Annotated in this window: 26 protein-coding genes and 1 riboswitch; of the genes, 8 read left to right on the top strand and 18 right to left on the bottom strand. The window is 61.9% G+C overall.

Annotation, left to right across the window (positions count from 1 at the left end):
* Complete coding sequence (locus NNA36_RS13345) at positions 1–597, top strand: TetR/AcrR family transcriptional regulator (RefSeq protein WP_255107798.1); 597 nt, start codon at positions 1–3, stop codon at positions 595–597.
* Between the two features lie 62 nt (positions 598–659).
* Here the strand turns inward: NNA36_RS13345 and NNA36_RS13340 are convergent, their stop codons facing one another.
* Positions 660–1,721, bottom strand: coding sequence for a Glu/Leu/Phe/Val dehydrogenase (locus NNA36_RS13340; protein WP_255107795.1), 1,062 nt, complete (start codon positions 1,719–1,721; stop codon positions 660–662).
* A 135-nt stretch (positions 1,722–1,856) separates the two neighbouring features.
* Here NNA36_RS13340 and NNA36_RS13335 point away from each other — a divergent pair, with 135 nt between their 5' ends.
* A complete protein-coding gene (locus tag NNA36_RS13335) occupies positions 1,857–2,315 on the top strand; it encodes an Lrp/AsnC family transcriptional regulator (RefSeq protein WP_255107793.1) in 459 nt (152 codons plus the stop codon).
* A 128-nt stretch (positions 2,316–2,443) separates the two neighbouring features.
* A riboswitch (cobalamin riboswitch) is annotated at positions 2,444–2,638 on the top strand.
* 41 nt (positions 2,639–2,679) lie between these two features.
* A complete protein-coding gene (gene bluB / locus NNA36_RS13330; RefSeq protein ID WP_255107791.1) occupies positions 2,680–3,453 on the top strand; it encodes a 5,6-dimethylbenzimidazole synthase in 774 nt (257 codons plus the stop codon).
* A gap of 1 nt (position 3,454) precedes the next feature.
* On the opposite strand, the gene NNA36_RS13325 is transcribed toward bluB, so the two are convergent.
* The gene (locus NNA36_RS13325; protein ID WP_255107789.1) at positions 3,455–3,928 is read right to left on the bottom strand and encodes a PACE efflux transporter; all 474 of its coding nucleotides are present in this window, start codon (positions 3,926–3,928) and stop codon (positions 3,455–3,457) included.
* Positions 3,929–4,006: 78 nt separating this feature from the next.
* Between NNA36_RS13325 and NNA36_RS13320 the strand changes: the two genes are divergently transcribed.
* Positions 4,007–4,516, top strand: coding sequence for a MarR family winged helix-turn-helix transcriptional regulator (locus NNA36_RS13320; protein WP_255107787.1), 510 nt, complete (start codon positions 4,007–4,009; stop codon positions 4,514–4,516).
* Here the strand turns inward: NNA36_RS13320 and NNA36_RS13315 are convergent.
* The 15 genes from NNA36_RS13315 to hmgA form a co-directional block, all read right to left on the bottom strand.
* Entirely contained in the window at positions 4,513–5,619 is a 1,107-nt protein-coding gene (locus tag NNA36_RS13315; protein ID WP_255107785.1) for a mandelate racemase/muconate lactonizing enzyme family protein, read from the bottom strand. The two genes, NNA36_RS13320 and NNA36_RS13315, sit on opposite strands and share 4 nt — an antisense overlap.
* Positions 5,620–5,760: 141 nt before the next feature.
* Complete coding sequence (locus NNA36_RS13310) at positions 5,761–6,519, bottom strand: Phenylacetic acid catabolic protein (protein ID WP_255107782.1); 759 nt, start codon at positions 6,517–6,519, stop codon at positions 5,761–5,763.
* A gap of 13 nt (positions 6,520–6,532) precedes the next feature.
* Complete coding sequence (locus NNA36_RS13305) at positions 6,533–7,609, bottom strand: 2Fe-2S iron-sulfur cluster-binding protein (RefSeq protein ID WP_255107780.1); 1,077 nt, start codon at positions 7,607–7,609, stop codon at positions 6,533–6,535.
* A gap of 12 nt (positions 7,610–7,621) precedes the next feature.
* On the bottom strand, positions 7,622–8,083 hold the full coding sequence (gene paaD, locus NNA36_RS13300; RefSeq protein WP_255107777.1) for a 1,2-phenylacetyl-CoA epoxidase subunit PaaD: 462 nt from the start codon (positions 8,081–8,083) through the stop codon (positions 7,622–7,624).
* 48 nt (positions 8,084–8,131) lie between these two features.
* The gene (paaC, locus tag NNA36_RS13295; protein ID WP_255107775.1) at positions 8,132–8,896 is read right to left on the bottom strand and encodes a 1,2-phenylacetyl-CoA epoxidase subunit PaaC; all 765 of its coding nucleotides are present in this window, start codon (positions 8,894–8,896) and stop codon (positions 8,132–8,134) included.
* Complete coding sequence (gene paaB, locus NNA36_RS13290) at positions 8,896–9,180, bottom strand: 1,2-phenylacetyl-CoA epoxidase subunit PaaB (RefSeq protein WP_093095465.1); 285 nt, start codon at positions 9,178–9,180, stop codon at positions 8,896–8,898. The genes paaC and paaB overlap by 1 nt, the downstream gene beginning before the upstream one ends.
* 21 nt (positions 9,181–9,201) lie before the next feature.
* On the bottom strand, positions 9,202–10,194 hold the full coding sequence (gene paaA / locus NNA36_RS13285; protein WP_255107772.1) for a 1,2-phenylacetyl-CoA epoxidase subunit PaaA: 993 nt from the start codon (positions 10,192–10,194) through the stop codon (positions 9,202–9,204).
* A gap of 17 nt (positions 10,195–10,211) precedes the next feature.
* On the bottom strand, positions 10,212–11,414 hold the full coding sequence (gene pcaF, locus NNA36_RS13280) for a 3-oxoadipyl-CoA thiolase (RefSeq protein ID WP_255107769.1): 1,203 nt from the start codon (positions 11,412–11,414) through the stop codon (positions 10,212–10,214).
* Between the two features lie 212 nt (positions 11,415–11,626).
* A complete protein-coding gene (maiA, locus tag NNA36_RS13275) occupies positions 11,627–12,265 on the bottom strand; it encodes a maleylacetoacetate isomerase (protein ID WP_255107767.1) in 639 nt (212 codons plus the stop codon).
* A gap of 81 nt (positions 12,266–12,346) precedes the next feature.
* Positions 12,347–12,892, bottom strand: coding sequence for a VOC family protein (locus NNA36_RS13270; RefSeq protein ID WP_255107766.1), 546 nt, complete (start codon positions 12,890–12,892; stop codon positions 12,347–12,349).
* Positions 12,893–12,898: 6 nt separating this feature from the next.
* A complete protein-coding gene (locus NNA36_RS13265; protein ID WP_255107763.1) occupies positions 12,899–13,099 on the bottom strand; it encodes a DUF2783 domain-containing protein in 201 nt (66 codons plus the stop codon).
* Between the two features lie 6 nt (positions 13,100–13,105).
* Complete coding sequence (locus NNA36_RS13260; protein ID WP_255107762.1) at positions 13,106–14,728, bottom strand: FAD-dependent oxidoreductase; 1,623 nt, start codon at positions 14,726–14,728, stop codon at positions 13,106–13,108.
* A 134-nt stretch (positions 14,729–14,862) separates the two neighbouring features.
* Positions 14,863–15,813, bottom strand: a complete 951-nt coding sequence (locus NNA36_RS13255; protein WP_255107761.1) for an MBL fold metallo-hydrolase — start codon at positions 15,811–15,813, stop codon at positions 14,863–14,865.
* 11 nt (positions 15,814–15,824) lie between these two features.
* Complete coding sequence (fahA, locus tag NNA36_RS13250; protein WP_255107759.1) at positions 15,825–17,084, bottom strand: fumarylacetoacetase; 1,260 nt, start codon at positions 17,082–17,084, stop codon at positions 15,825–15,827.
* Positions 17,085–17,097: 13 nt separating this feature from the next.
* A complete protein-coding gene (gene hmgA / locus NNA36_RS13245; protein ID WP_255107870.1) occupies positions 17,098–18,432 on the bottom strand; it encodes a homogentisate 1,2-dioxygenase in 1,335 nt (444 codons plus the stop codon).
* Between the two features lie 104 nt (positions 18,433–18,536).
* Here hmgA and NNA36_RS13240 point away from each other — a divergent pair, with 104 nt between their 5' ends.
* The 4 genes from NNA36_RS13240 (at position 18,537) to NNA36_RS13225 (ending at position 22,614) form a co-directional block, all read left to right on the top strand.
* Positions 18,537–18,974 carry a MarR family transcriptional regulator gene (locus NNA36_RS13240; RefSeq protein ID WP_255107758.1) on the top strand — a complete coding sequence of 146 codons (438 nt, stop codon included), beginning with the start codon at positions 18,537–18,539 and terminating at the stop codon, positions 18,972–18,974.
* A 6-nt stretch (positions 18,975–18,980) separates the two neighbouring features.
* Entirely contained in the window at positions 18,981–20,210 is a 1,230-nt protein-coding gene (locus NNA36_RS13235; protein ID WP_255107757.1) for an adenylate/guanylate cyclase domain-containing protein, read from the top strand.
* Between the two features lie 83 nt (positions 20,211–20,293).
* Positions 20,294–21,754, top strand: coding sequence for a pyridoxal-dependent decarboxylase (locus NNA36_RS13230; RefSeq protein WP_255107756.1), 1,461 nt, complete (start codon positions 20,294–20,296; stop codon positions 21,752–21,754).
* Positions 21,751–22,614, top strand: a complete 864-nt coding sequence (locus tag NNA36_RS13225; protein WP_255107754.1) for a DMT family transporter — start codon at positions 21,751–21,753, stop codon at positions 22,612–22,614. Before NNA36_RS13230 ends, NNA36_RS13225 begins: the two co-directional genes overlap by 4 nt.
* Here NNA36_RS13225 and NNA36_RS13220 read toward each other — a convergent pair whose 3' ends face one another.
* Positions 22,615–23,424: a division plane positioning ATPase MipZ gene (locus NNA36_RS13220; RefSeq protein ID WP_255107752.1), complete on the bottom strand. Its 810-nt coding sequence runs from the start codon at positions 23,422–23,424 to the stop codon at positions 22,615–22,617. It abuts the gene before it with no gap.
* Positions 23,425–23,581 lie beyond the last annotated feature (157 nt).

The following is a 23,581-nucleotide window of genomic DNA, read 5'->3' as shown; positions in this document are numbered from 1 at the left end:
TTGGCCCGTACGATCGCGAAAGACCACGACCAGAAGCGCGAACAGATCCTGACGAACGCCGCCAAGGTATTTGCAACCGAGGGGTTCGATCGCGCCTCAATGGCGATGCTGGCGCGTGAGTGCGGGATCTCGAAGGCGAACATCTACCACTACTATGACAGCAAGGATGCCTTGCTGTTCGACATTCTCGAGACCTATCTGCGTGAACTGAGGGATCGGATTTGCGGGATCGAGATTTCGGGAATGTCGCCGCGTGAGCAATTGTGTGCTGCTGTTTCGGAAACCTTGCAAGCCTATCAGGGCGCTGATCACGAGCACCAGGTTCAGATCGGTTCCATGTCGGCGCTGCCGGAGGATCAGCAGAAACTGCTGCGTGGGTATCAGCGGGACATGGTGGTTTTCGTGCGTGATATCGTGCAGGCCAATGCGCCCGAGGTTTTCGAAGGCGATGCCGAGAAGCTGCGCGCGACGACGATGTCAGTCTTCGGGATGCTGAACTGGTATTACATGTGGAATACCGGCGCTGGCAGCAAGGCGCGGGAAGACTATGCAGAATTGGTCTGCAAGCTGACCCTCGGAGGCCTCAAGGGGCTGTAATATTGGGGTAAATTGAGATGCGAAAGCGCCGGGCAGAAGGGTCTGTCCGGCGCTTTTTTGTTTCAGGCGGCCTTGGGGACCAGCTTTTCGTCGACGATCTCGGTAGCGACGTCATTAGGGCTGCGGTCGCGCTGTTTCGCGCGGGTCAGGATCTGGGTCAGGGTCTCGTCGAGCGTGGCGAGCTTTTCATCTACAAATGCCGCGCGATCCTGGATCGAGAGGATCTCGGTGGCGACGTTGATGATGCCACCTGCATTGGCCACGAAATCGGGCGCGTAGAGGATACCGCGCGTATGAAGGCGCGCGCCGTCTTCTTCGGTGGCCAGCTGGTTGTTCGCACCGCCACAGACCGCGGCAACCTTGAGGGTTGCGATGGTGGCTTCGTTCAGGATCGCGCCGATGGCGCAGGGGGCGAGAATGTCTGCTTCGGCCCCAAGGATGCCCACTGGATCGGCGGCGATAGCGTTGTAGGTTGCGACGGCCTTGGCGACACGGGCCTCATCAATGTCGGCCACGATCAGTTTGGCACCCGCGTTGTGCAGCATGTCGCAGAGATGCGCGCCAACATGGCCAAGGCCCTGAACAGCAACGGTTTTGCCCGTGAGGTCCGCGTCGCCAAAGCGGTGGCGGGCCGTGGTCTGGATCGACTGGAAGATGCCGCGCGCGGTGATCGGAGAGGGATCGCCGCTGGCGAATTCTCCGTTGGGGAGGCCGGCGACGTATTGGGTGACCTCGGCGAGGGTGGCCATGTCGGTCGGGGTCATGCCCATGTCTTCGGCGGTCCAGTAGCGGCCCTCAAGCGTGTTAATAGCGCGGGCGAAGGCGTGCAGCAGGGCAGGGGTTTTCAGGAGTTTGGGATCGCCCATGATGACAGCCTTACCGCCCCCGAGTGGCAGGCCGGCGGCGGCGTTCTTGTAGGTCATGCCGCGCGACAGGCGCAGTACGTCCTCGATGGCGTCCGCTTCGGTCTCGTAGGGGCGCATCCGGAGCCCACCGGCGGCGGGGCCGAGGGTGGTGGAATGCACGGCAATGAATCCGATCAGCCCGCTGGCACGATCTTCGACGCGCAGCACGGTTTCGTGGCCTGGTGCGAATACCTGGGTGATGGACATCGGGGTGGTCATAAGGGGTGTCTCCTCCTGTTAAGTGACCTCCAAAATGACATGAAGAGGGGAGTGGTTTTCTCTAAATTCAGGTGTGTAAGTTGGAAATGTTGGAGTTTTCATCTAATAATTGGGAGAAGATTGGGGGAAATCGTCATGGATGCGATTGATCGTAGAATCATAAAGGCGCTTCAGCGTGACGGGCGGATGAAGATTGCCGACCTTGCCGAAAGTGTCGGCCTGTCGCCGACACCCTGTGCAAGGCGGTTGGAAAAGCTACAGGCAGACGGGGTGATCACCGGCTATGCGGCCAAGGTGGATGCGGCCAAGATCGGGCTGCCCGTGACGGTGTTCGTATCGGTTGAACTTGAACAGCAGGCACGCGGCGGCATCGACGCGTTCGAGCAGGCGATCAAGGATTTCGACGAGGTGATGGAGTGCCATCTGATGACCGGATCGCGCGACATCCTGTTGCGGATCGTGGTGGCCGATCTGGCGGCGTTTGACTGGTTTCTTGAGAACCGGTTGATGCAGGTTCCGGGCATTCGAAACCTGCGGTCCAACTTTGCCCTGCGCACGATGGTGCGGCGCGAGGTGATGCCCGGTTTGGGGTGAAAACGGGCGTGGGTATCACGTCGGTATTACGTCGGTATTGCGGCGGTGCGACATCCGGATGGGCCGCAAATGAGTCTTGCGCGAAAAGCGGTTGGGATTTAGGGTTCGGGACCGGCGGAACTTCCGCCGACACTCACATATTTTCAGGTGCCCCTGATCCGACAAGGTTGGTGAGGGGGAGAATCGGGAAGGCGGTGCAAGTCCGCCACGTGCCCAACGCTGTAACGGGGACCGATCGTGCAAAGCCCACTGGAGCATTCCGGGAAGGGGCACGGGCGGGACGAACCGAAGTCAGAAGACCGGCCTGAAAAGCGTACCAAACCGCGTGGACGGCGGGGCGGTGGTTTCCATCAAGGGGAATGATATGGAAACACAGGCCATGGCCGATGAGGCCCACGGTTTCGATCGGACCGAGCGCGAGGCGCTTTACAAAACCATCTTCACACGGCGCGATGTGCGCGGGCAGTTTCTGGATCGCGAGATCCCCGAAGACGTTCTGAGCCGTATCCTGCTGGCGTCGCACTATGCGCCGTCGGTTGGGTTCATGCAGCCGTGGAACTTTGTTCTCGTGCGCGGGCAGGAGGTGAAGGCCAAGGTGCATGGGTTGTTCCGCAAGGCGCATGACGAGGCGGCCGAGATGTTCGAGGGCGCGCGCAAGGACACCTATCGCAATCTCAAGCTAGAGGGGATCATGGAGTCTCCGGTCAATATCTGCGTGACCTGTGACAAGGATCGCGCGGGGCCGGTTGTTCTTGGCCGGACGCACCAGCCGGAGATGGACCTCTATAGCAGTGTCTGCGCGGTTCAGAACATGTGGCTTGCGGCGCGCTCGGAAGGGGTGGGTTTCGGGTGGGTCAGTATCCTGCGGCACGAAGAACTGGCCGAGGTACTTGGCCTGCCGGAGAACGTGACACCTGTGGCCTATATCTGCCTTGGCTATGTCTCGCATTTTCACGAGAAGCCGGAGTTGCAGAAGACCGGATGGCGCAAGCGGTTGCCGGTGGGAGAGTTGGTGAATTTTGACGGCTTTGGCGCCGGCGCGGATGACGACTATGCCCGCCGCCTGATCCGCCAGTTGGGCGAAGATCAGGCGCGGTTGGAAGACAGTGGCTATGACGGGCGGTTCGTGCCGGGGTAGGTCAGTGTTCGGGCTGGCCTTCTTTCTGGGCCATCATCGGCGTGCCGCAGCGCACGGTCTGCACGGTCCGGACCGGGAAGATCACGTCGTAAGCCCAGTTGTAGACATAGGCATAGACCAGGAAGAACGCCGAGAAGCCGAGGTCGAGGATGAAGGCTTCGACAAAGGTGATCTTGAGCCACCAGACGGTGAGGAACAGGCCGGGGATGAGAACGCCGATTTCGAACAGGCAGGCGTGGGCGGCGCGCAGGAGCGGGCCGCGCGGGGCCATGTTGCGGTAGCGGCGGTCCCAGAGGTCGAACAGCAGGTTGAAGACAAAGTTCCACGCCATGGCATAGAGGCTGAACATGATCGACAGGCCGCCGATGGCCTGCATCGAATGGCCGGTGATCCAGGCACCGAAGACCGAGACCAGCGCAAGGGCAATGCCTTCGAACAGGAGGGTGTGACGGATGCGATCTTTGACGGTGCGCATGGATGTATCTTTCTGGAAAGGTATTTCATTCCATATAGAGATAATGTATCTTTCTGGCAAGATACATGATGGGGTGGCATGGCCGACAAGCTGACAATTTCCGAAATCCTTGGGCAGATCCGCGAGAACTGGCCCGAGATGGATACGCCGGAGACCGCCGTGATGCTGTCGGTTTTTCGTCTGAATGATCTGGTGATCGAGAGTTCAAGCCGGGTGCTGGCCGAGTTCGGCCTGTCGCAATCGGCCTTCGAGGCGCTGGTGACATTGCGCGCCCAGCCCGAGCCACGGCGGATGACGCCGACCGAGCTTTACCGCGCGGTTCTGGTCACGTCGGGCGGGATGACCAAGGTTCTCAAGCAGCTTGAGGCCGAAGGTTGCGTGCGGCGCGAGGACAATCCGGATGACCAACGCAGCCGTTTCGTGTGTCTGACACGGGCGGGCGAGGTAAGGGCGGAAGAGGCCATGCGAGCGGTGGCCGAGGATGACCGCCGGTTGCTGGGCACGTCCCTGTCCGAGCAGCAGATTGCGCAGCTGGGCAAGGTATTGTTGCGCACAGTTGGCAAGCTGGAAGACACCGGAGAGGATTAAGACGCCGTGGCGACATGTGTCCATGCCGAGGTGTCAGGCGTGATACCGAGCCCCGGCGCGGTGGGCACGGTGATGCGCCCGTTTTCGATGGTCACGGGATTATCGCTGTCGTAGTGGCCCGAGATGTAGGGCGCGGCGATCCAGACGCCCTCGAGTAGATGGGGGTGGACGGTGGCCCCCATGTGAACGCAGGCCGCCGCCAGAATGTCACCGCCCCATGCGTCGTCGCAGCTGAGGGGGCGGTTGGTGGCGTGGCACAGGTCGCGCACGGCGCGCATCGGGGAAAGGCCGCCGACCCGCGTTGTCTTCATACCAAAGCCGTCGGCCACATTGTCGTGGATCGCGCCGGAGATGGTGGCTAGATCGGTGGCGCATTCGTCGAGATACAGCGGGTGGTGCAGTTTTCCGGCCAGCGCGCGGATTTCACCATAGCTGTCGCAGGGCTGTTCCAGAACGAAATTGAGATCGCGGCAGGCAGAGGACAGCAGGACGGCGTCGCGCGTGGTCAGGCTCCGGTTGGCATCAAGCGCGATGCGGGTTCCGGGGGCGCGGACTTCGAAAAGCTTGCGGGTGGCGGCGATGTCTTCTTCGATGTCACGCCCCCCGATCTTGAGTTGCAGGCGGGCGTAGCCCTCGGCCTGTTTTTCGCGCGCGATGCGGGCGGCCTCTTCGGGGGAGGTGATGCCGATGGCGTAGTAACTGGGCACGGAAGTGGCGGTGGCGCCGCCAAGGAGATCGCAGACCCGCTGGCCGAGGAGTTTGCCGCTCAGGTCCCAAAGCGCGATGTCGATGGCGGCTTTGGCATAGGCGTGGCCGGACAGGGCGTTGTCCATGCGGCGGCTGATGTTCAGGGTCTGGATCGGGTCCATGCCGATGAGGTGGGGCGCGATATCCTGCAGGGCGGCGCGGGCACCGGAGGCATGGGCGGGTTGGTAGGTGGGGCCGAGGGGGCAGGTTTCGCCAAAGCCCGAGATGCTGGTGTCGGTGACGATCTCCACCAGCGTCGTGTCGAGCGCGGTAAGCGATGAAAGCGCCATCTTGTAGGCGGGGCCTACGACGGGCAGGTCATGCTGGTAGATGTGAATTGCGGTGATCCTGGCCATCGATGTCCTCCTTTGTTTGCGTCAGTCTGCAAAGAAGGAGAGGCGGATCGCTTGCAGGGGAACGACCTGAACAGGCCGTTTTTCTGACCCCATACGCAAACAGCCGCCCGTGGGCGGCTGTGCTGTTCGACTTGAGGCGTGTCAGCCTGCGGTGAGGCCGAGGTTTTCGAGGATTGCCCTGGTTTCGGCTTCCCAGCGGGCCTTGAGATCGGCGTTGGCCGTCTTGCGCAGGCCCATGGCCTTGAGGTTTTCCGCCTTTTCCGAGCTTGCCGAGCCAAAGGAGGCGGCGACCCGGGGCCACCAGTAGTCAACCGAGGCCTGAAGCGCGGATTTGTCGGCGGTTTCCAGGAGCTTGGTGACGCCCTCTTCGGCCAGTTCGGCGTGGCGGGCTTCGATCGGCGCGATGGCGCGGAAGGCCTCGGCGAGGGGCTGGTAGGACACCATCGAGAACTCGGCCATCTGCACGGCCACGGCGCGGCCCATCAGAAGGTTCATGACAACCGCGTCGGCCCAGCCATCCAGCGGATAGTTGAACACGGCAAGGCGCATGTCCTGTTCGCTGCGCGAGGTGCCGATGTCGGCATCGCGGTCAAGGCGTGCGGTCCACGGGTGGTGGTTGGCATATTTGTCCTCGTTGGCGCCGAACTCGCCCATGATCTTGAGGACGCGGTCGGCGTTGTCGGTTTTTTCCAGAACGATCTTGGCAGCGGCGATGCGCTCCTTGATGCCGGGGCCCTGGTTGATGATGTCGGCAAAGCCTGCCGCACCGGCCAGTTCGCTGTCCACGAAGGTGGCCATCAGCTTCATCAGTTCGGCGCGGTAGCGCGAGGGCACGTTCGAGGGGTTGGTCAGCACGCCGCCCTGGGCGAGGTAGTTTTCGATGCTCATATCTTCGGCCATGATGGTTCCTCCCTTACTGGTCGAAGTCGACAACGACGTTGTCGGTGACGGGGTAGGCCTGGCACGAGAGGACATAGCCCTTCTCGACCTCGTAGTCTTCGAGTGCGTGGTTGGCGACCATGTCGACCTCGCCCTCGATCACGCGGCAGCGGCAGGTCGAGCAGACGCCGGCCTTGCAGGCGTAGGGGGCGTCCATCTTGTTCTCGAGGGCTGCGTCGAGGATGGTGAGATCCTTGGGCATGTCGATGGTCTGGGTCGAGCCGTCCAGCGTGATCGACGCGCTGGCCTGGTTGGCACCCGATGCGGCGTCCTTGGACACGGCCTTGCGCTTGGCGCGGCCGGGTTGCGAGGAGGCGAAGAGTTCGAACTTGATCTGGCTGTCGTCGAGACCTGCGGTGCGCAGGGCGGCGGCGATGCCGAGCATCATCGGCTCGGGGCCACAGATGAAGGCGGTGTCGACGGACTGGATGTCGATCCAGCCGGTGCTGAACAGCTGGGCGCATTTCTCTTCGGTGACGAGGCCGGTGAAGAGGTCGATTTCCTGTGCGTCCGATTCCAGCACGTGGATGACGTTGAAGCGGCCCATGAAGGTGTTCTTCAGGTCTTCAAGCTCTTCACGGAACATGATCGTGTTCACGCCCTTGTTGGCGTAGACCAGCGTGAAGGTCGAGTTGGGCTCTTGGGCGAGCGTGGTCTTGAGGATCGACAGCACCGGGGTGATGCCCGACCCGCCGGCAAAGCCGAGGTAGTTCTTTTCGTTCGCTGCATCCAGCGCGGTGAAGAAACCGCCCATCGGGGGCATGGCCTGAACCGTGTCGCCGACTTTCAGGTCTTCGTTGGCCCAGGTCGAGAAGGTGCCGCCGTCAACACGTTTGATGCCGACTTGCAGGATGCCTTCGTCCTTGCCGGCGCAGATCGAATAGGAGCGGCGCAGCTCTTCGCCGTCAAAGTCCTGGCGGAAGGTCAGGTACTGGCCCTGGGTGAAGTCGAATTCCTCGGCTGCACCGTTGACGGGTTTCAGGGTCACGACAACAGCGTCGCGGATGGTTTTGTGGATGTCGGTGACTTCCAGATCGTGGAAACGTGCCATGGGGCTCCTCCCTCAGATGCACTTGAAATATTCAAAAGGCTCAAGACAGTCCTGGCAGCGCCATTGTGCCTTGCACGGGGTCGAGCCGAACTGGCTCAGCTTTTCGAGATGGTTGCCGCCACAGTGGGGGCAGCGCTGGGGGCCGCCCGCCGGTTGTGGCGGGGCGATCCCGTATTTTTCCAGAGCGGCGCGGGCCTTGTCGGACATCCAGTCGGTGGTCCATGCGGGGGCCAGCTGCTGTTTCAGCTCGATCTTGTCGAGGCCGCAATCGCGCAGCTTGGTTTCGATGTCCATGTTGATCATCGAGGTGGCCGGGCACCCGGAATAGGTGGGGGTGACGGAAACCACGCAGGTTTCGCCGTGGAATTCCACGTTCCGGATGATGCCGAGATCGACGAGGGTAATCACCGGAATCTCGGGGTCGGGGATGGTCTCCAACCATTCCCAGACCTGTTTCACACTTGGCTGGGTCATGTCCTTGCTCCTTGGGGTGGGGCCTTGGCGGGCAAGGCCCCTATCGCATCACCATTCGCAGCCCGGATAGGCGCGTTGCAGCCACTGCATCGTGGCCAGCAGGTGACCGAGGTGTTCGGTGTGCATGTAGCCGGTGCGGCCGCCCTTGTGGGCGTATTTGGCCGCCGGGATGTCCAGCGTGGCTTCGGTCAGAACCTTGCCAACCAGCGCGTCGTATTCCTCGCGCAGGCCTGCCGGATCGGGGGCGATACCGGCTTCGGCCATGGCCGCATCGATGTCGTCGCTTTCGAACATCTCGCCGACGTAGGGCCAGAGGTATTCCAGCGCCGCCTGCATGCGGTTGTGGCTTTCCTCGGTGCCGTCGCCCAGACCAACCACGGTGTCGGCGGACCGCTCGACGTGGTAGGCCACCTCTTTCGAGGCCTTGGCGGCAATAGCGGCAACCGTTTCATCCGAGGACTTCATCAGGCGGCCCATCAGAACCGACTGGAAGGCATCGAACAGGAACTGGCGCAGCAGGGTCTGGCCGAAGTCACCGTTGGGCAGTTCGGTCAGGAGCACGTTGCGGAAATCCCAGGCGTCGCGCAGGAAGGCGAGATCGTCAGCCGATTTGCCTTCGCCCTGTACCTCGGCGGCATAGCCGAGCCACATTTGGGTCTGGCCGATCAGGTCGAGCGCGGTGTTGGCCAGCGCGATGTCCTCTTCGAGGATCGGCGAGTGGCCGCACCATTCCGACACGCGGTGGCCAAGGATCAGGGTATTGTCACCCTGGCGCAGCAGGAACTGCAACAGTTTATCTTTATCGACAGCCATTACATGTGCCCCACTTCTTCGGGGATGTCGAAGAAGGTCGGGTGACGGTAGACCTTCGACTCCGAGGGTTCGAACAGCGGGCCTTTTTCGCCCGGTGCGGTGGCAGAGATGTGCTTGGCTTCGACAACCCAGATCGACACGCCTTCGTTGCGGCGGGTGTAGACGTCGCGGGCGTTCTTGATTGCCATGTCGGCGTCAGGGGCGTGCAGCGAGCCGACGTGACGGTGGCTCATGCCGTGCTGACCGCGGATGAAGATTTCCCACAGGGGCCATTCGTTTTTCATTTCTGATCTCCTCCAGAGAAATTATTCGGCTGCGACCTTGGCAGCGGCTTTTTTGCGGGCGTGGGCCAGAAGGCCGTCGCGGACCCATTGTCCGTCTTCCCATGCGTTCACGCGATCTTTCATGCGGTCTACGTTACAGGGGCCGTTGCCCTTGATAACGTTGAAGAATTCGTCCCAGTTCGGGTCCGAGAAATCATAGTGGCCGCGTTCCTCGTTCCACTTGATGTTCGGATCGGGCAGGTCGAGACCGAGGTATTCGATTTGCGGTACGGTCTGGTCGACAAATTGCTGGCGCAGCTCGTCGTTCGACTTGACCTTGATCTTCCAGGCCATTGACTGGTCCGAGTTGGTCGAGTCCGCGTCGGTGGGGCCGAACATCATGATGGCCGGGAACCAGAGGCGGTTGACCGCGTCCTGGGCCTGTTTCTTCTGTTCAGGCGTGCCGAAGGCCATTTTCATGATGGCGTGGTAGCCCTGACGCGCGTGGAAGCTTTCTTCCTTGCAGATGCGGATCATCGCGCGCGAGTAGGGGCCGTAGGAGGTGCGCTGGAGGGCGACCTGGTTCACGATGGCGGCGCCATCCACCAGCCAGCCGACGGCACCGATGTCGGCCCAGTTCAGGGTCGGGTAGTTGAAGATCGACGAATACTTCATGCGGCCTTCGTGCAGGAGGCGCACCAGTTCATCGCGGCTTTCGCCGAGGGTTTCGGCCGCCGAGTAGAGGTAGAGGCCGTGGCCGGCTTCGTCCTGAACCTTGGCGAGCAGGATTGCCTTGCGCTCGAGCGTTGGGGCGCGGGTGATCCAGTTGCCTTCGGGCAGCTGGCCGACAACCTCGGAGTGCGCGTGCTGGCCGATCTGGCGGATCAGCGTGCGGCGGTAATCGTCAGGCATCCAGTCGCGCGGTTCGATCTTGATATCGTTGTCGATCTTGTCCTGGAATTCCCGTTCCTGATCGTTCATTTCCTCGCGGGTTTTGACACCGGAGCGGGCGGTCTTGATCATCTGTGCATACATCTTGGCTCTCCTCTAGCTCAGACGCGTTCGAGAATAATGGCTGCGCCCTGGCCGACGCCAACGCACATGGTGCAAAGTGCGTAGCGGCCGCCGGTGCGCTGTAGTTGGTAGGCGGCGGTCAGGACGAGACGCGCGCCCGACATGCCGAGCGGGTGACCCATCGCGATTGCGCCGCCATTGGCGTTCACGTGCGGGGCGTCATCTGCCACACCCAGTTCGCGCAGGGTTGCGAGGCCCTGGGAGGCAAATGCTTCGTTCAACTCTATCACATCCATCTGGTCGATGGTGAGACCTGCACGCGCCAGAACCTTTTGCGAGGCGGGAACGGGGCCGATGCCCATGACGCGGGGGGCAACCCCTGCGGCGGACATGCCCACAACGCGGGCCATCGGCTTGAGACCGTTCTTGGCGGCCGCGGCTTCGCTGGCCAGCAGGATGGCGGCGGCGCCGTCATTCACGCCCGAGGCGTTGCCAGCGGTGACCGAGAGGTCGGGGCCGTTCACGCCGCGCAGGCCGGACAGCTTCTCGGCGGTGGTGCCGGGGCGGGGATGTTCGTCGGTGTCGACGATGACCGGGTCACCCTTGCGCTGGGGCACGGAGACGGGGGTGATTTCGTCGGCGAACAGGCCGGCCTTTTGCGCTGCGGCCCAACGGGCCTGGCTGGTGGCGGCGAACTTGTCCTGATCTTCGCGGCTGATGTTGTAATCGGCGGCGACGTTGTCGGCGGTCTGCGGCATCGAGTCGGTGCCGTACATTTCGTGCATCTTCTTGTTCACGAAGCGCCAGCCGATGGTGGTGTCATAGACCGCGTTGGCGCGGGTGAAGGCGCTGGTGGCCTTGGGCATCACGAAAGGCGCGCGGCTCATGCTTTCGACACCGCCTGCGATGGCCATGTCATAGTCACCGGCCTTGATGCCGCGTGCGGCCATGCCGACAGCGTCCATGCCGGAGGCGCAGAGGCGGTTCACGGTGGTGCCGGGCACGTCGATGGGCAGACCGGCAAGCAGGGCGGCCATGCGGGCCACGTTGCGGTTGTCTTCACCGGCCTGGTTGGCCGAGCCGTAGATCACGTCGTCAATGCTCGCCCAGTCGACCTGGGGGTTGCGCGCGACCAGAGCAGCGATAGGGGCTGCTGCGAGGTCATCCGCACGTACGGAAGAAAGGGCGCCGCCGTAGCGTCCGATCGGGGTGCGGGTTGCGTCGCAGATGAATGCGTCCATGGGTGTTTGCCTTTGTCCTGTTCATCGTCGGTGAATAATCGACCGCATGGTCGGTCTAATCAAGAAAATGATTCGAGGCAAGAAAAACATTACACAAAGCAATCAGTAATGGAAATTCTTGTAACGTATTGGGGTGGATGTGGGTATGTGGCTGACGCGAAAAGAAAAAGCCGCGCAGAAGGCGCGGCTTTGGGAGCTTGACTGGCGGCCGGTCAGACCGGTTTGAGCTGATCCGGGTAGGCGTCAGCAAAGGCCGGATGGTCGGCGCAGGCCCGCTCGACGGCCTGAATTCGGGCGCAATCGCTGAAGTCTGCGCCCCAGCGGCGGGCATTGTAGAGCTGTGGCATCAGGCAGACGTCAGCAAGCGACGGGGTGTCACCGCAGCAGAACGGCGATTGGTCAAAATCGGCCAGAAGGGCCTCGAAGGCGGCGAGGCCCGGCGTGATGAAGTGTTTCATCCAGTCGACCTTGGCTTCGGGCTGGTCCGGCAGGAGGCGGGAGACGTGGCCGACAACCCCGAGGTTGCAGACCGGATGCACGTCAACGGCGACAGAGTGCGCCAGTGAACGCACCTTGGCGGCGGCGGCGGGATCGGCGGGCAGCAATCCAAGGGTCCGGGTGTCGTTCAGGTAGTCAAGGATGGCCAGTGACTGGGTGAAACGGTGGCCGTCAATCTCGAGCACGGGGACGAGGCCCTGCGGGTTGCGCGCGATATGCTCGGGCGATTTGTGGGTGCCTGCGACCAGATCAATCGACACGGCCTTGTAGTCGATCCCCGCCAAGTTGAGCGCGATGCGCACCCGGTAACTCGCGGAAGAGCGCCAGTAGTCGTAGAGGATCGTGTCGGTCATGTATCTTTGGTCCCGTCTGATAAAGAACAACCGGCCCCGGGAGGCCGGTTGTTAACATCTTAACGCAATTCAGTTGCGATGTTAAACGTCTTTGTTCAGTTCCTTGGCGTGCAGCCAGTCTGCGTGCTTGGGTGCTTTCTTGGTCACGGACCATTCGTTCAGCATGTCCCATTTCACTTCGTCCATGCGCTTGAGCATGGCTTCTTCTTCCGGATCCGGGCAGGCCAGCTCGACGCGGTGGCCATTGGGATCGAAGAAGTAGATCGAGTGGAAGATGGAGTGATCGGTGACGCCCAGCACTTCGACGCCATTGGCTTCGAGATGTTCTTTGAACTCGATCAGGGTGGCGCGGTCCTTCACCTTGAAGGCGATGTGCTGCACCCAGATCGGGGTGTTCGGATCGCGGCCCATTTCCGGCTTGGTCGGCAGTTCGAAGAAGGCCAGAACGTTGCCGTCACCCGCATCGAGGAAGAGGTGCATGTAGGGATCGGGTTCGTGGGTCGACGGAACATGGTCCTCGGCGATGGCGAGGATGAAATCCATGTTCAGCATCTTGCCGTACCACTCAACGGTCTCTTTCGCGTCCTTGCAGCGATAGGCCACGTGGTGGATTTTTTCGATTTTCATTTCGGGTCACTCCTCCGATTTGAGCGCGGCGGCAGCCAGCGCCTGAGACAGGGTCGCGCGGTCTCCAATGTGGTTTGCCATCACCAGAACCAGGCGTGCGTTGAGCGCGTGGCTGTCCTCGTCGGAGAGGCCTTCGTGGGTGGCGATCAGTTCGGCGTAGAAATCGTCAACGCCATTGATGTTCGGGGTAAGGATCAGATCGGACATGGGGGTTTACTCCTTGCCGGTTGCGCGGCGTACGGCTGCGCGAATTTGGTTTTCGTCAAAGGTGGCGCGGCGTGCGGCCACGTGCTGGTCAGGGCGGATCAGGTAGACGGCTGAGGGCGCGTCGCCGAGATAGCGTTCTTTCAGCAGCATGGTCGGGTCGTCATGTGTCGACAGGGCCAGGCGTTTGACGGTGATGCCGTCTTCCTCGAATTCCTCGGGGGCGTCGGTGTCGATGGTCAGCAGGATGAATTCGTTGCCCAGCTTGGAGAGCAGGAAGTCATCGCCGAGCGGCGCGTCAGGGCAGGGCGAACCGGGCCGGGTGCGGGCCGGACCGTCAAGCGCGTCAGCCGAGTTGAGCGGCGAGCCGTCATAGGTGCAGGGCACCGAAAGGCGACCCGAGTTCACCATCGGGCGGGCGAATTCATAGTGTTCCGACAGGGCCAGAACCGAATCCCGCAGCAAGGTCGACATGTTCGACTTGGGGGTGATGAAGTCGGTCGAGCGGGTCGAGTTCAGGATGTTCTCGTCCGCGCCGTGGATACGTTCGTAGTTGTAGGTATCCAGAAGGCTCTCGGGGGCTTTGCCCGCCATCACGAGGCCGAGTTTCCAGCCGAGGTTGTCGACGTCCTGCATGCCGGAGTTGGCACCTCGGGCACCGAAGGGCGAGACCTGGTGGGCGGCGTCGCCGGCAAAGAAGACACGACCGTGGCGGAACTGTTCCATGCGCTTGCACTGGAAGGTGTAGATCGAGGACCAGACCATGTCGTATTCGACACCACCGAGGAAGGCGTCGAGGCGACGGCGGATGTTTTCCTCTTTCATCTCTTCCTTGCGGTCCACGTCCCAGCCGATCTGGAAGTCGACGCGCCAGACATCGTCGGGCTGGCGGTGCAGCAGCATCGAGGCGCCTTCGCCGTGCGAGGGTTCAAACCAGAACCAGCGCTCGGTCGGGAAGTCGACATCGCCCTTCATCTTGATGTCGGCGATCAGGAAGCTGTCCTGGAAGACCTTGCCGGTGAAGTCATAGCCCAGCATTTCGCGCAGCGGCGAAGAGGCACCGTCACAGCCGATCAGCCAGTCGGCTTCGATGGTGTATTCGCCGTCCGGGGTCATGATGGTGAGGACAACGTGGTCGTCCTTGACCTCGACGTTGTCGATGCGGTTCTTGCCGCGCACCTCGATCGGAGCGCCCTGGGCCTGAAGCTCTTCGAAGCGGTCGAGCTGGAAGCTCTCGTAGTAGGGCTGTTGCAGGTTGATGAAGGCGGGGTACTTGTGGCCTTCTTCCGGCAGCAGGTTGAATTCGAAAACCTGGTCGTCCTTGTGGAAGACCTTGCCCACGTTCCAGACGACGCCCTTGTCGAGCATCGGTTCGCCGCAGCCGTAGCGATCGGCGACTTCGAGACAGCGCTTGGCGAAGCAGATGGCGCGGGAGCCCATGCCGACGCCTTCGTGGTCATCAAGGACCAGGGTCGGGATGCCCTGAAGGCCAAGATCCAGCGCGGTTGCGATGCCGATCGGGCCGCCGCCCATCACAACGACGGGATGGCGCACGGGGGTGCTTGCGTCCTGATCGGGGGATTTCTTGTAGGGGTAGCGCTTGTAAGCGAGCGTATACCGGTCGTCAAACATGGGTTCATCTCCTCCAAAATTCGGGCGCACGTATCGAAACCACTGCCTCGAGTGGCGCCATTGCAGTCTATTTTATTGTGTTCTGGCCCTTGTGCGCTGATCTGAAACAAGGCGCACAAGGGGATCAGAGCAGTTTAGCCTTGCAGGGCTTCCCACATTTCCAGATCGCGCTGGGCGGTCCAGATACGGGGATGCGCGATGCCGCGGGCTTCGTCATAGGCGCGGGCCACGTTGAACGGCAGGCAGTGTTCGTAGATCGCGTAATCGGCGAATTTCGGGTCGCATTCGGCGCGAACCGCGTCCCATGCTTCCTTGAGCGAACCACCGCGCGCGGCCACGCGGGCGGCCGGCAGGTAGGTGCTTTGAACAAAGTCGCGGGTGCTTTCGATGGCGCGTTCCACGGCCTCTTTGCCAACCAGTGCGCCGCCGCGGCCCGGTGCGATGGCGTCGACGTCGTAGGCCTTGATGTTGTCCAAGGTCTGGCCCCAGTCGGCGAAGTGGCCGTCGCCGCAATAGCAGGCCGAGTGATCCTCGACGATGTCACCGGTGAACATGACGTTCTGATCCGGCACGTGGATGATGGCGTCACCTGCGGTGTGGGCGCGGCCGATCTGTTTGATGTTCACGCGGCGCTTGCCAAGGAACACGGTCATCTCGTCCGAGAAGGTGGTGGTCGGGAAGGTCAGGCCTGGGATCGACTCGTGACCTTCGAACAGGCGCGGGAAGCGTTGGAATTCGCTGTCCCAGTCTTCCTGACCGCGTTCCAGAACCATGTTGTAGGCCGCGTTGGACATGATCACCTGCTGGGCGTTGAACGCCGAGGCACCAAGCACGCGCACGGCGTGGTAGTGGGTCAGGACAACGTGGGTGATCGGCTTGTCGGTGACCGAACGCACGCATTCGATGACCTTGTTGGCCAGACGCGGGGTGGCCTGTGCCTCGACGATCATCACGCTGTCGTCCCCGATGATGACGCCCGAGTTCGGGTCGCCCTCGGCGGTGAAGGCGTAGAGGCCCTCGCCGATTTCATCAAAGGTGATTTTCTTTTCGGTCATGTCCCCTTGGGACGCGAATGCTTTTGCCATTGGGGTCTTCCTTATTTTGCGGGCCATGCCACGGAGGGCAGGATTTTGCCGGTGCAGTCGCCGAAGCCGATGGTGTAACCGTCGCCGCGTGCGTTGCCGCGCAGGGTGAGGGTATCGCCGTCTTCGATGAAGGTGCGGGTTTCGCCGGTGTCGAGGGTGAAGGGTTCGCGACCTGCCCAGCTGACTTCCATCAGCGAGCCGTATTCGCCCTTGTTCGGGCCGGAAATCGTACCCGAGCCCAGAAGGTCACCGACGTTCATGCCACAGCCGCCGATGGCGTGATGACACAGTTGTTCCGCCGCCGAATAGTACATGCGGTTGTAGTTGGTTTTGGCGACAACCGAGGCTGTCTCGGCGCCCTCGGGCTGCATGAGCACTTCGAGGTCGATGTCGTAGAGGCCGTCCTTGCTGCCGTCGAGATAGGGCAGCAGTTCCTTTTCACGCTCCGGGGTCGGGGCGCGGAATTCTTCCAGTGCGGCGGCGGTAACGATCCAAGGAGAGATCGAGGTGCCGAAGGCCTTGCCCTGGAACGGCCCGAGCGGTTGGTATTCCCAGCCCTGGATGTCGCGGGCCGACCAGTCGTTCAGCAGGACATAGCCAAAGATCATGTCATCGGCCTGATCCACGGTGATCGGCTGGCCGAAATCCGAGGCGGTGCCGACGATGGCGCCCATTTCCAGCTCGATGTCGAGACGCATGGAGGGGCCGAAGCTTGGCATTTCGGCGTCGGGGGCCTTGCGCTGGCCGTTGGGGCGGTGGATGTCGGTGCCCGAGATCACCACCGAGGAGGCACGGCCGTTGTAGCCGATCGGGATGTGCAGCCAGTTGGCGGGCAGATCGGGCGAGCCGCGCAGGATCGCGCCCATGTTGGCGGCGTGCTGACGACCGGCGTAGAAGTCGGTGTATTCGCTGACGGCGATGGGCATATGCAGGGTGGCATCGGCCATCGGCACAAGGAAGGCCTCGGCGGTGGCCTGATCGGCGCTGCCTTCGGCGAGGATCTCGGTCAGGCGGGCGCGCAGTTCGGACCAGGCGTCCTGACCCATGTCCATCAGATCGTTCCAATAGGGCGCGTCGAAGACCGGGATCTCGGAGATCGAGACAAGGCCCGCTTCTTCAGCGGCGGCCATGTCGAGGATCATGTCACCGATGGCAACGCCACAGCGTTCCTCGGTGCCGGCGGTCGAGAAAACTCCGTAGGGCAGGTTGTTCAGCGGGAAGGGGTGGTTGGCGTCGTTGGCCGAAGCCACCCAGCTTTTCATCAGAGGCATAGGTTGTTGTTCCTTATTTCTTGCCCGGAGTGCCGTCGAATTTCTTTTCGATATCGGCCCAGCAATCGATGTAGTCGTCTTGCAGCGGAGCCTCGTTCGCGGCGAAGGCGGTGAGGTGCTGCGGGAAGCGTGTTTCGAACATGAAGGACATGGTGTTGTCCAGCTTGTCCGGGCCGAGGTTGGCGTTGGACGCCTTTTCAAAGGCTTCTTTGTCGGGCCCGTGCGGCAACATCATGTTGTGCAGCGACACGCCACCCGGCACGAAGCCCTGCGGTTTTGCGTCATACTCGCCATAGATGTTGCCCATCAGCTCGGACATGATGTTCTTGTGGTACCACGGTGGGCGGAAGGTGTCTTCCATCACCATCCAGCGTTCGCGGAACAGCACGAAGTCGATGTTGGCGGTGCCGGGCTGGCCCGAGGGGGCGGTCAGGACGGTGAAGATCGAGGGATCGGGGTGATCAAAGAGGATCGCGCCGACCGGGCAATAGGTGCGCAGGTCGTATTTCACGGGGGCGTAGTTGCCGTGCCATGCCACCACGTCGAGCGGCGACTGGCCGATCTCGGTCTTGTGGAACTGGCCACACCATTTGACGGTGACGGTCGAGGGCACTTCGCGGTCCTCGAAGGCTGCGACGGGTGCCTTGAAATCGCGGGGGTTCGCCATGCAGTTGGCGCCGATCGGGCCGCGGCCGGGCAGTTCGAACTTCTGGCCATAGTTTTCGCAGACGAAGCCGCGCGCCGGACCTTTGAGCACTTCGACACGATAGAGCAAGCCGCGCGGGATGATGGCGATTTCCTTGGGCTCGAGATCAATGATGCCGAGTTCGGTCGAGAAGCGCAGAACACCTTCTTGCGGCACCACGAGCAGTTCGCTGTCGGCGGAGAAGAAATAGTCATCCTCCATCGAGGTGTTCACCAGGTAGACGTGGCTGGCCATGCCGACCTGGGTGTTGACGTCGCCGGCGGTGGTCATGGTGCGCATGCCGGTGATCCAGTTCAGCGGCTGTTCCGAGTGGGGAACCGCATCCCAGCGGTACTGGCCGAGGCTGGTCACGTCTGGGTCGACATTGGGCGCCGACTTCCAGTGCGGCACGTCGATCTTGGTATAGCGATGCGAGTGCTTGACGCTCGGACGGATACGGTAGCACCAGGTGCGTTCGTTCTGGTGAGCAGGGGCGGTGAAGGCCGTGCCCGAGAGCTGTTCGCCGTAAAGGCCGTAGTTGCATTTCTGCGGCGAGTTCATGCCCTGCGGCAGGGCTCCCGGCAGGGCCTCGGTTTCGTAGTCGTTGCCGAAGCCGGGCATGTAACCTTCGTGCGGGCCGGCCATCGAGGGGGCCATCTGCATTCGGGTCGGAACAGTATGTTTGGTCATTTCGCGCGCTCCTGTTTCGAATTTGGTTGCTTTGGTAATAGTTGTTTTTGTAACTAACAAGCAGGAGGACGCGCAAAATGTCAAAAAAAGATGATTTCGATCTTGGGGTCTTTCTGCCGTACTTGCTGAACCAGGCGGCGGAAGAGAGCAGCCTCGCTTTCACCCAACTATACAAGAATAAATACGGAATGTTGCGTACCGAATGGCGGGTGCTGTTCCATCTTGGCAGTTTCGGGCAGATGACGGCGACCGAAATCGTGGATCGCGCCAAGATTCATAAAACCAAGATCAGCCGCGCGGTGCAGAAACTTGTCGAAAAGCGATTCGTGGCGCGGGAGCGGTCCGAGAACGACCGAAGACAAGAAAATTTGATCCTGACCCCCTCTGGTAGTGCCGCCTATGAAGACTTAAGTGAGGTCGCACGCGAATACGACGCACGACTGTGTGCGAAATTCACCGACGAAGAAGTGCGCCTTCTGCGTAAGATGCTCAGGCGGCTGGGTGAACTGGAATAGGATTACATGGCAAAACGGCGATCCATCGAAGCGCGCGAACTGGCGCGCTGGCTGGTACAAATGGGGCTGGAAGGGGCGGGGCAAGCCGAGCTTCTGGAAGGGTACTGTGCAAAGGTCGTCGCGCTGGGCGTGCCGATCATGCGGGTGCAGGTGGCGCACCGGTCCTTTCATCCCAAGTTTGGCGGGATCGGATTTACCTGGCGGCCCGAAGGGGGCGTGACGGATGAGCAATACCCCTACATGGAGACGCCGCCGCCGGAATGGCACGAAAGCCCGTTCTATGAGGTATTGACCTCTGGTGCCGGTGAGTTGCGCGAACGGCTGACCGAACCGGGGTGCGTCAGCCGGTTTCCGGTTGTGCGCGGTTTGCAGCAGGAAGGGGCGACCGACTACCTCACGATGGCGATCAGCTTTGGCCGCGAGGAGATGCCGGAACAGCTCACTCCGAACAACATGCCCGAAGGGGTGATGATTTCCTGGACGTCTGACGGCCCGGAGGGTTTCTCGGAATCCGATCTGGATGTTCTGCGCAACACGGTTCAGGAACTGGGGTTGGCGCTGAAATCGGCGGCGAACCGGCAGACGGCAAAGACCCTGTTGCAGGTCTACCTTGGGCGGGATGCAGGACGGCGCGTGCTGTCGGGAGAAATCCGTCGCGGCAGTGTCGAGGCGGTCAACGCCGTGATCCTGTTCTTTGATCTTGCGGCCTTTACCGCCCTGACCGAGCGGTCGACCGGGCGACAGACGGTTGCCATGCTGAATGACTATTTCGGGCTTGCGGTGGATGCGGTGCGGTCCGAAGGGGGCAATGTCCTGAAGTTCATGGGCGACGGGATGCTGGCCATGTTTGGGCAGGATGACATCGGCGAGGCGGCGCGTGCGGCGCTTCGCACGGCGGATCGGCTGCGGCGCGAGATGAGCGAAGCAAACGAACGTCGCATGGCGGCGGGCGAACCGGCAACGGGGTATACGATGGCGCTGCATGCCGGTGAAATTCTCTATGGCAATATCGGTGCTGATACGCGCCTCGACTTTACGGTGATCGGATCGACCGTGAACACGGCGGCGCGGATGGGGACATTGAATGCGGCGCTGGGCCATCCGATCGTGATCTCTGCCGAGGTGCGCGCAGCGGCGGGTGATGTCGATCACGAGTTCATTCCCCTTGGCGAACATTGGCTGCGCGGTGTTTCCGAGCCGAAGGTGCTTTTCTCGATCGAAGAGAAACTGGACTGATCCAATCCGCTTGATTGGCCTTTACCTTTGCCTGCGTTCTGCGCACTGATGCGGGAGTACCCCAACGTCAATGAGGAACGCAGATGGTGGCCGAGCCCGAAAGACCCCTTGCAGCCGGTGGGCTGGACCCTGAAGACTGGGAGGCGTTTCGCGCCCGTGCCCATGCGATGCTGGATGCTGCAATGGACAGGATGCAGGGGGCCGAGGCGGGGCGGGTCTGGACACCTTTTCCGGAGGAAGACAAGGCGGCTTATGCGGTGCCCGTGCCGCGCGAGGGGCTTGGCGGGGAGGCCGTGAAAGACCGGCTTGAGGCGCTATTGCCTTATGGCGTGGGCAATACCCATCCGCGGTTTTTCGGTTGGGTGCATGGCAGCGGCACACCGGGCAACGTGGTGGCCGAGATTGCCGCATCGGCGATGAATGCCAACCTTGGCGGGCGCGATCACGGGGCGATCTATGTCGAGAAACAGGTGGTGGCCTGGTGTCGCGAGATGTTTGGTTTTCCCGAAGGGGCCAGCGGCCTGATCGTTTCGGGCACGTCGGTGGCGACGGTGGTGGCCCTCAAGGCGGCGCGGGACCGGGCGCTGGACTGGCAGAGCCGCACCGGCGGTGTCGAAGGTGCGCGGCTTGTTGGCTATACCTCTGAACAGACCCATTCCTGTGTGGCGCGGGCGTTTGATATTCTCGGGTTGGGGTCGGATGCGCTGCGGAAAATTCCGACGGACAGGGATTTTCGGGTGGATCTTGCCGCGCTGCGGGCGGCGATTGCGCGGGATCGCGCGGCGGGTTTGCGGCCTTTCGCGGTGATCGGCACGGCGGGGGCGGTGAATGTCGGTGCGATTGATGATCTTGATGGGCTGGCGGATATGGCGGCCGACGAGGACCTTTGGCTGCACGTGGACGGGGCCTTTGGCGCGATGGGGATGCTGAGCGATGCGGTGCGCCCCAAACTAAAGGGGCTGGAACGGGCGGATTCGCTGGCGCTGGATTTCCACAAGTGGATGCATGTGAACTATAGCGCCGGTCTTGTTCTGGTGCGGTCCGAAGACGCGCATCGGCGCGCGTTCTCGGAGCGGCCGGATTACCTCAAGGGGGCCGAGCGCGGGTTGGCGGCGGGGAACCCCTGGCCGGTAGAATATGGGCCAGAGTTGTCGCGCGGGTTTCTGGCGCTGAAGGTCTGGGCGCAGATCGCGGAACATGGCACCGACAGGCTGGGGGCGATGGTGGCACGCAACTGTGCGCAAGCGGCCTATCTCGGGACGTTGGTCGCGGCGGGCAATGACGTGGAGTTGATGGCACCCGTGGCAATGAACATCTGCTGTTTCCGTGTGGTGCGTGATGGTGTTGCGCCAGACAAGCTCGACTGGTTGAACGAGGAAATCGTGATCCGGTTGCAGGAAGACGGGATTGCCGTTCCCTCGACCACCAAGCTTGGGGGGCGGATCGCGATCCGGGTGAATATCACCAATCACCGGACCCGGCAGGAGGACATGGACATCCTGCTGGCGGCGGTGCGAAGGATTGCCGGGGAGATAAACGTGTGAGCCCGCAGGCCAAGGGGCTGTTGATCACCACGCTGGGCGCGCTGTTGGTGGTGCCGGATTCGCTGTTCGTGCGGATCATCGAGGCCGAGCCGCTGGTGATTGCCTTCTGGCGGAACATGATTTCCGGTTTGGGTATCTTTCTTGGCGTGCTGATTTTGCAGGGCACGCAGCCGTTTCGGGCGGTTCTGGGCACCGGCTGGCACGGGGCGGTCTATGTTGTGACACTGGCCGTCAGCGGGGTGCTGTTCGTGCTGGCGATCAGCCTGACAAGCGTTGCGAATGCGGTGTTCATCATTGCCGCCATGCCGATCTTTGCCGCGATCTTCAGTCGGATTTTCCTGCATGAACGGATCAGTCCGCGGATGACGGTGACCATCGCGGCGGTGATCGCGGGTTTGGCGGTGATCGCCTATGGATCGGGCGAGACCGAGAACGCCTCTTTGCTTGGGGATTTCGTCGCCATGCTGGTGGCGGCGAGTTTCGCGGCGGGCCTGACGGCAGCGCGGCGTGTGCGGCAGGTGTCGATGGTGCCGGCGATTCCTCTGGCCTATGTCGGCAGCGCGGTCTGCCTGATGTTCTGGGTCGATGTGATGGACGTTCCACGCGAACAGATCTGGATCGTGGCCCTGCACGGTGCCTTTATCGTCGGCAGCGCGACGTTCCTGGCCCTGGGGCCGCGATACATCACCTCGGCAGAAGTGGCGCTGTTGATCCTGCTGGAATCGGTATTGGCACCGCTTCTGGTGTGGTTCGTTCTGGGTGAGAACCCCGGCGTCTGGGCCCTGATTGGCGGCGCTGTCGTGATCGGGGCGCTGGCGGTGTCGAACGCGGTGGTTCTGATGCGCCGCAAGGGCGCCTGATCAGAAGTCGATTTCGACTTCCGGAAGTTCCAGGGATTTCATCAGGTCGCGCAACTCCTGACGGGCGGCGACGTTGGAGATGTTGAGCTGTTTGACACCGATGTCACGCAGGTCGAGCAGAGTGAGGCCGCGCGGGAAGAGTTCGCGGAAGATCACGCGCTCATGAAAGCCGGGGGCGACGCGGAAGCCGATGCGCTTGGCGAGGTTTTCCAGCGCCTTGCCCATCTTTTCCTTGTTGACCATCTGCTGGGCACCCATGCGGTTGCGCAGGACCACCCAGTCAATCGGCTTGAGACCGGCCTGCGCCCGCAGTTGGCGCGCGTTCCAGACCATCTCGGAATAGACCGAAGGCCCGAGGATCTTTTCGCCATTGGCGTCGATATGGGCGAGCAGGTCGAAATCGACAAAGCTGTCGTTCAGGGGGGTGACCAGCGTATCGGCCAGCGAGTGGGCGACCTGGCTGAGGCGGGTATGAGAGCCGGGGCAGTCGATCAGGATGAAATCACAATCGGGTTCCAGCGTGGCCACGGCCAGCGACAGGCGCTGGTCGTAGATGTTCTCGCCGGGTTGCAGGCTCTCGGGGTCGATTTCGGGCAGCTGGTGAAAATCGGGGCCGGGCAGGTCGAGGTTGGCCTCGGCCATGAAGGCCTTGCGGTTGTTGGCATAGCGACCAAAGCTTTGTTGGCGCAGGTCGAGATCAAGCGCACCGACCTTGTGGCCCATGCGCGAGAGCGCGGTTGCGATGTGCATTGATACGGTGGATTTGCCCGCACCGCCCTTTTCGTTCCCGACAACGATGATATGTGCCATGTCTTCGGTCCCCGCTCACCCTACTGATCTATTGGTGCCCTTTTGGACGCCGCTTGCAGCGCACTATATGTTGTGGCGGGCGCAAGGGGAAGCGCCATGACTGCCTGTTGGGGGCAGTTTCCTGTGGATATCTGCAAATGTCGCCTTTGGCAGGGCA

Origin of the sequence: Shimia sp. CNT1-13L.2 (genome assembly GCF_024331145.1) — a bacterium.
In the GTDB taxonomy this organism is placed as follows: domain Bacteria; phylum Pseudomonadota; class Alphaproteobacteria; order Rhodobacterales; family Rhodobacteraceae; genus Shimia.
The sequence above is the reverse complement of the archived record's forward strand: the minus strand, read 5'-3'. Positions and strand labels throughout refer to the sequence as shown.

Excerpts from the sequence above, each read along its gene's own strand:
- maiA (WP_255107767.1), bottom strand. The coding sequence starts at position 12,265 with ATGACCGACACGATCCTCTACGACTACTGGCGCTCTTCCGCGAGTTAC.
- paaC (WP_255107775.1), bottom strand. The coding sequence starts at position 8,896 with ATGGCTGTCGATAAAGATAAACTGTTGCAGTTCCTGCTGCGCCAGGGT.
- hmgA (WP_255107870.1), bottom strand. The coding sequence starts at position 18,432 with ATGCAGATGGCCCCCTCGATGGCCGGCCCGCACGAAGGTTACATGCCC.
- NNA36_RS13265 (WP_255107763.1), bottom strand. The coding sequence starts at position 13,099 with ATGTCCGATCTGATCCTTACCCCGAACATCAATGGCGTTGACGATTTC.
- NNA36_RS13230 (WP_255107756.1), top strand. The coding sequence starts at position 20,294 with ATGGTGGCCGAGCCCGAAAGACCCCTTGCAGCCGGTGGGCTGGACCCT.
- fahA (WP_255107759.1), bottom strand. The coding sequence starts at position 17,084 with ATGCCTCTGATGAAAAGCTGGGTGGCTTCGGCCAACGACGCCAACCAC.
- paaB (WP_093095465.1), bottom strand. The coding sequence starts at position 9,180 with ATGAAAAACGAATGGCCCCTGTGGGAAATCTTCATCCGCGGTCAGCAC.
- NNA36_RS13235 (WP_255107757.1), top strand. The coding sequence starts at position 18,981 with ATGGCAAAACGGCGATCCATCGAAGCGCGCGAACTGGCGCGCTGGCTG.
- NNA36_RS13315 (WP_255107785.1), bottom strand. The coding sequence starts at position 5,619 with ATGGCCAGGATCACCGCAATTCACATCTACCAGCATGACCTGCCCGTC.
- bluB (WP_255107791.1), top strand. The coding sequence starts at position 2,680 with ATGGAAACACAGGCCATGGCCGATGAGGCCCACGGTTTCGATCGGACC.
- NNA36_RS13310 (WP_255107782.1), bottom strand. The coding sequence starts at position 6,519 with ATGGCCGAAGATATGAGCATCGAAAACTACCTCGCCCAGGGCGGCGTG.
- NNA36_RS13320 (WP_255107787.1), top strand. The coding sequence starts at position 4,007 with ATGGCCGACAAGCTGACAATTTCCGAAATCCTTGGGCAGATCCGCGAG.
- NNA36_RS13260 (WP_255107762.1), bottom strand. The coding sequence starts at position 14,728 with ATGTTTGACGACCGGTATACGCTCGCTTACAAGCGCTACCCCTACAAG.
- NNA36_RS13255 (WP_255107761.1), bottom strand. The coding sequence starts at position 15,813 with ATGGCAAAAGCATTCGCGTCCCAAGGGGACATGACCGAAAAGAAAATC.
- NNA36_RS13220 (WP_255107752.1), bottom strand. The coding sequence starts at position 23,424 with ATGGCACATATCATCGTTGTCGGGAACGAAAAGGGCGGTGCGGGCAAA.
- paaD (WP_255107777.1), bottom strand. The coding sequence starts at position 8,083 with ATGACCCAGCCAAGTGTGAAACAGGTCTGGGAATGGTTGGAGACCATC.
- NNA36_RS13270 (WP_255107766.1), bottom strand. The coding sequence starts at position 12,892 with ATGAAAATCGAAAAAATCCACCACGTGGCCTATCGCTGCAAGGACGCG.
- NNA36_RS13335 (WP_255107793.1), top strand. The coding sequence starts at position 1,857 with ATGGATGCGATTGATCGTAGAATCATAAAGGCGCTTCAGCGTGACGGG.
- NNA36_RS13340 (WP_255107795.1), bottom strand. The coding sequence starts at position 1,721 with ATGACCACCCCGATGTCCATCACCCAGGTATTCGCACCAGGCCACGAA.
- NNA36_RS13305 (WP_255107780.1), bottom strand. The coding sequence starts at position 7,609 with ATGGCACGTTTCCACGATCTGGAAGTCACCGACATCCACAAAACCATC.
- pcaF (WP_255107769.1), bottom strand. The coding sequence starts at position 11,414 with ATGGACGCATTCATCTGCGACGCAACCCGCACCCCGATCGGACGCTAC.
- paaA (WP_255107772.1), bottom strand. The coding sequence starts at position 10,194 with ATGTATGCACAGATGATCAAGACCGCCCGCTCCGGTGTCAAAACCCGC.
- NNA36_RS13325 (WP_255107789.1), bottom strand. The coding sequence starts at position 3,928 with ATGCGCACCGTCAAAGATCGCATCCGTCACACCCTCCTGTTCGAAGGC.
- NNA36_RS13240 (WP_255107758.1), top strand. The coding sequence starts at position 18,537 with ATGTCAAAAAAAGATGATTTCGATCTTGGGGTCTTTCTGCCGTACTTG.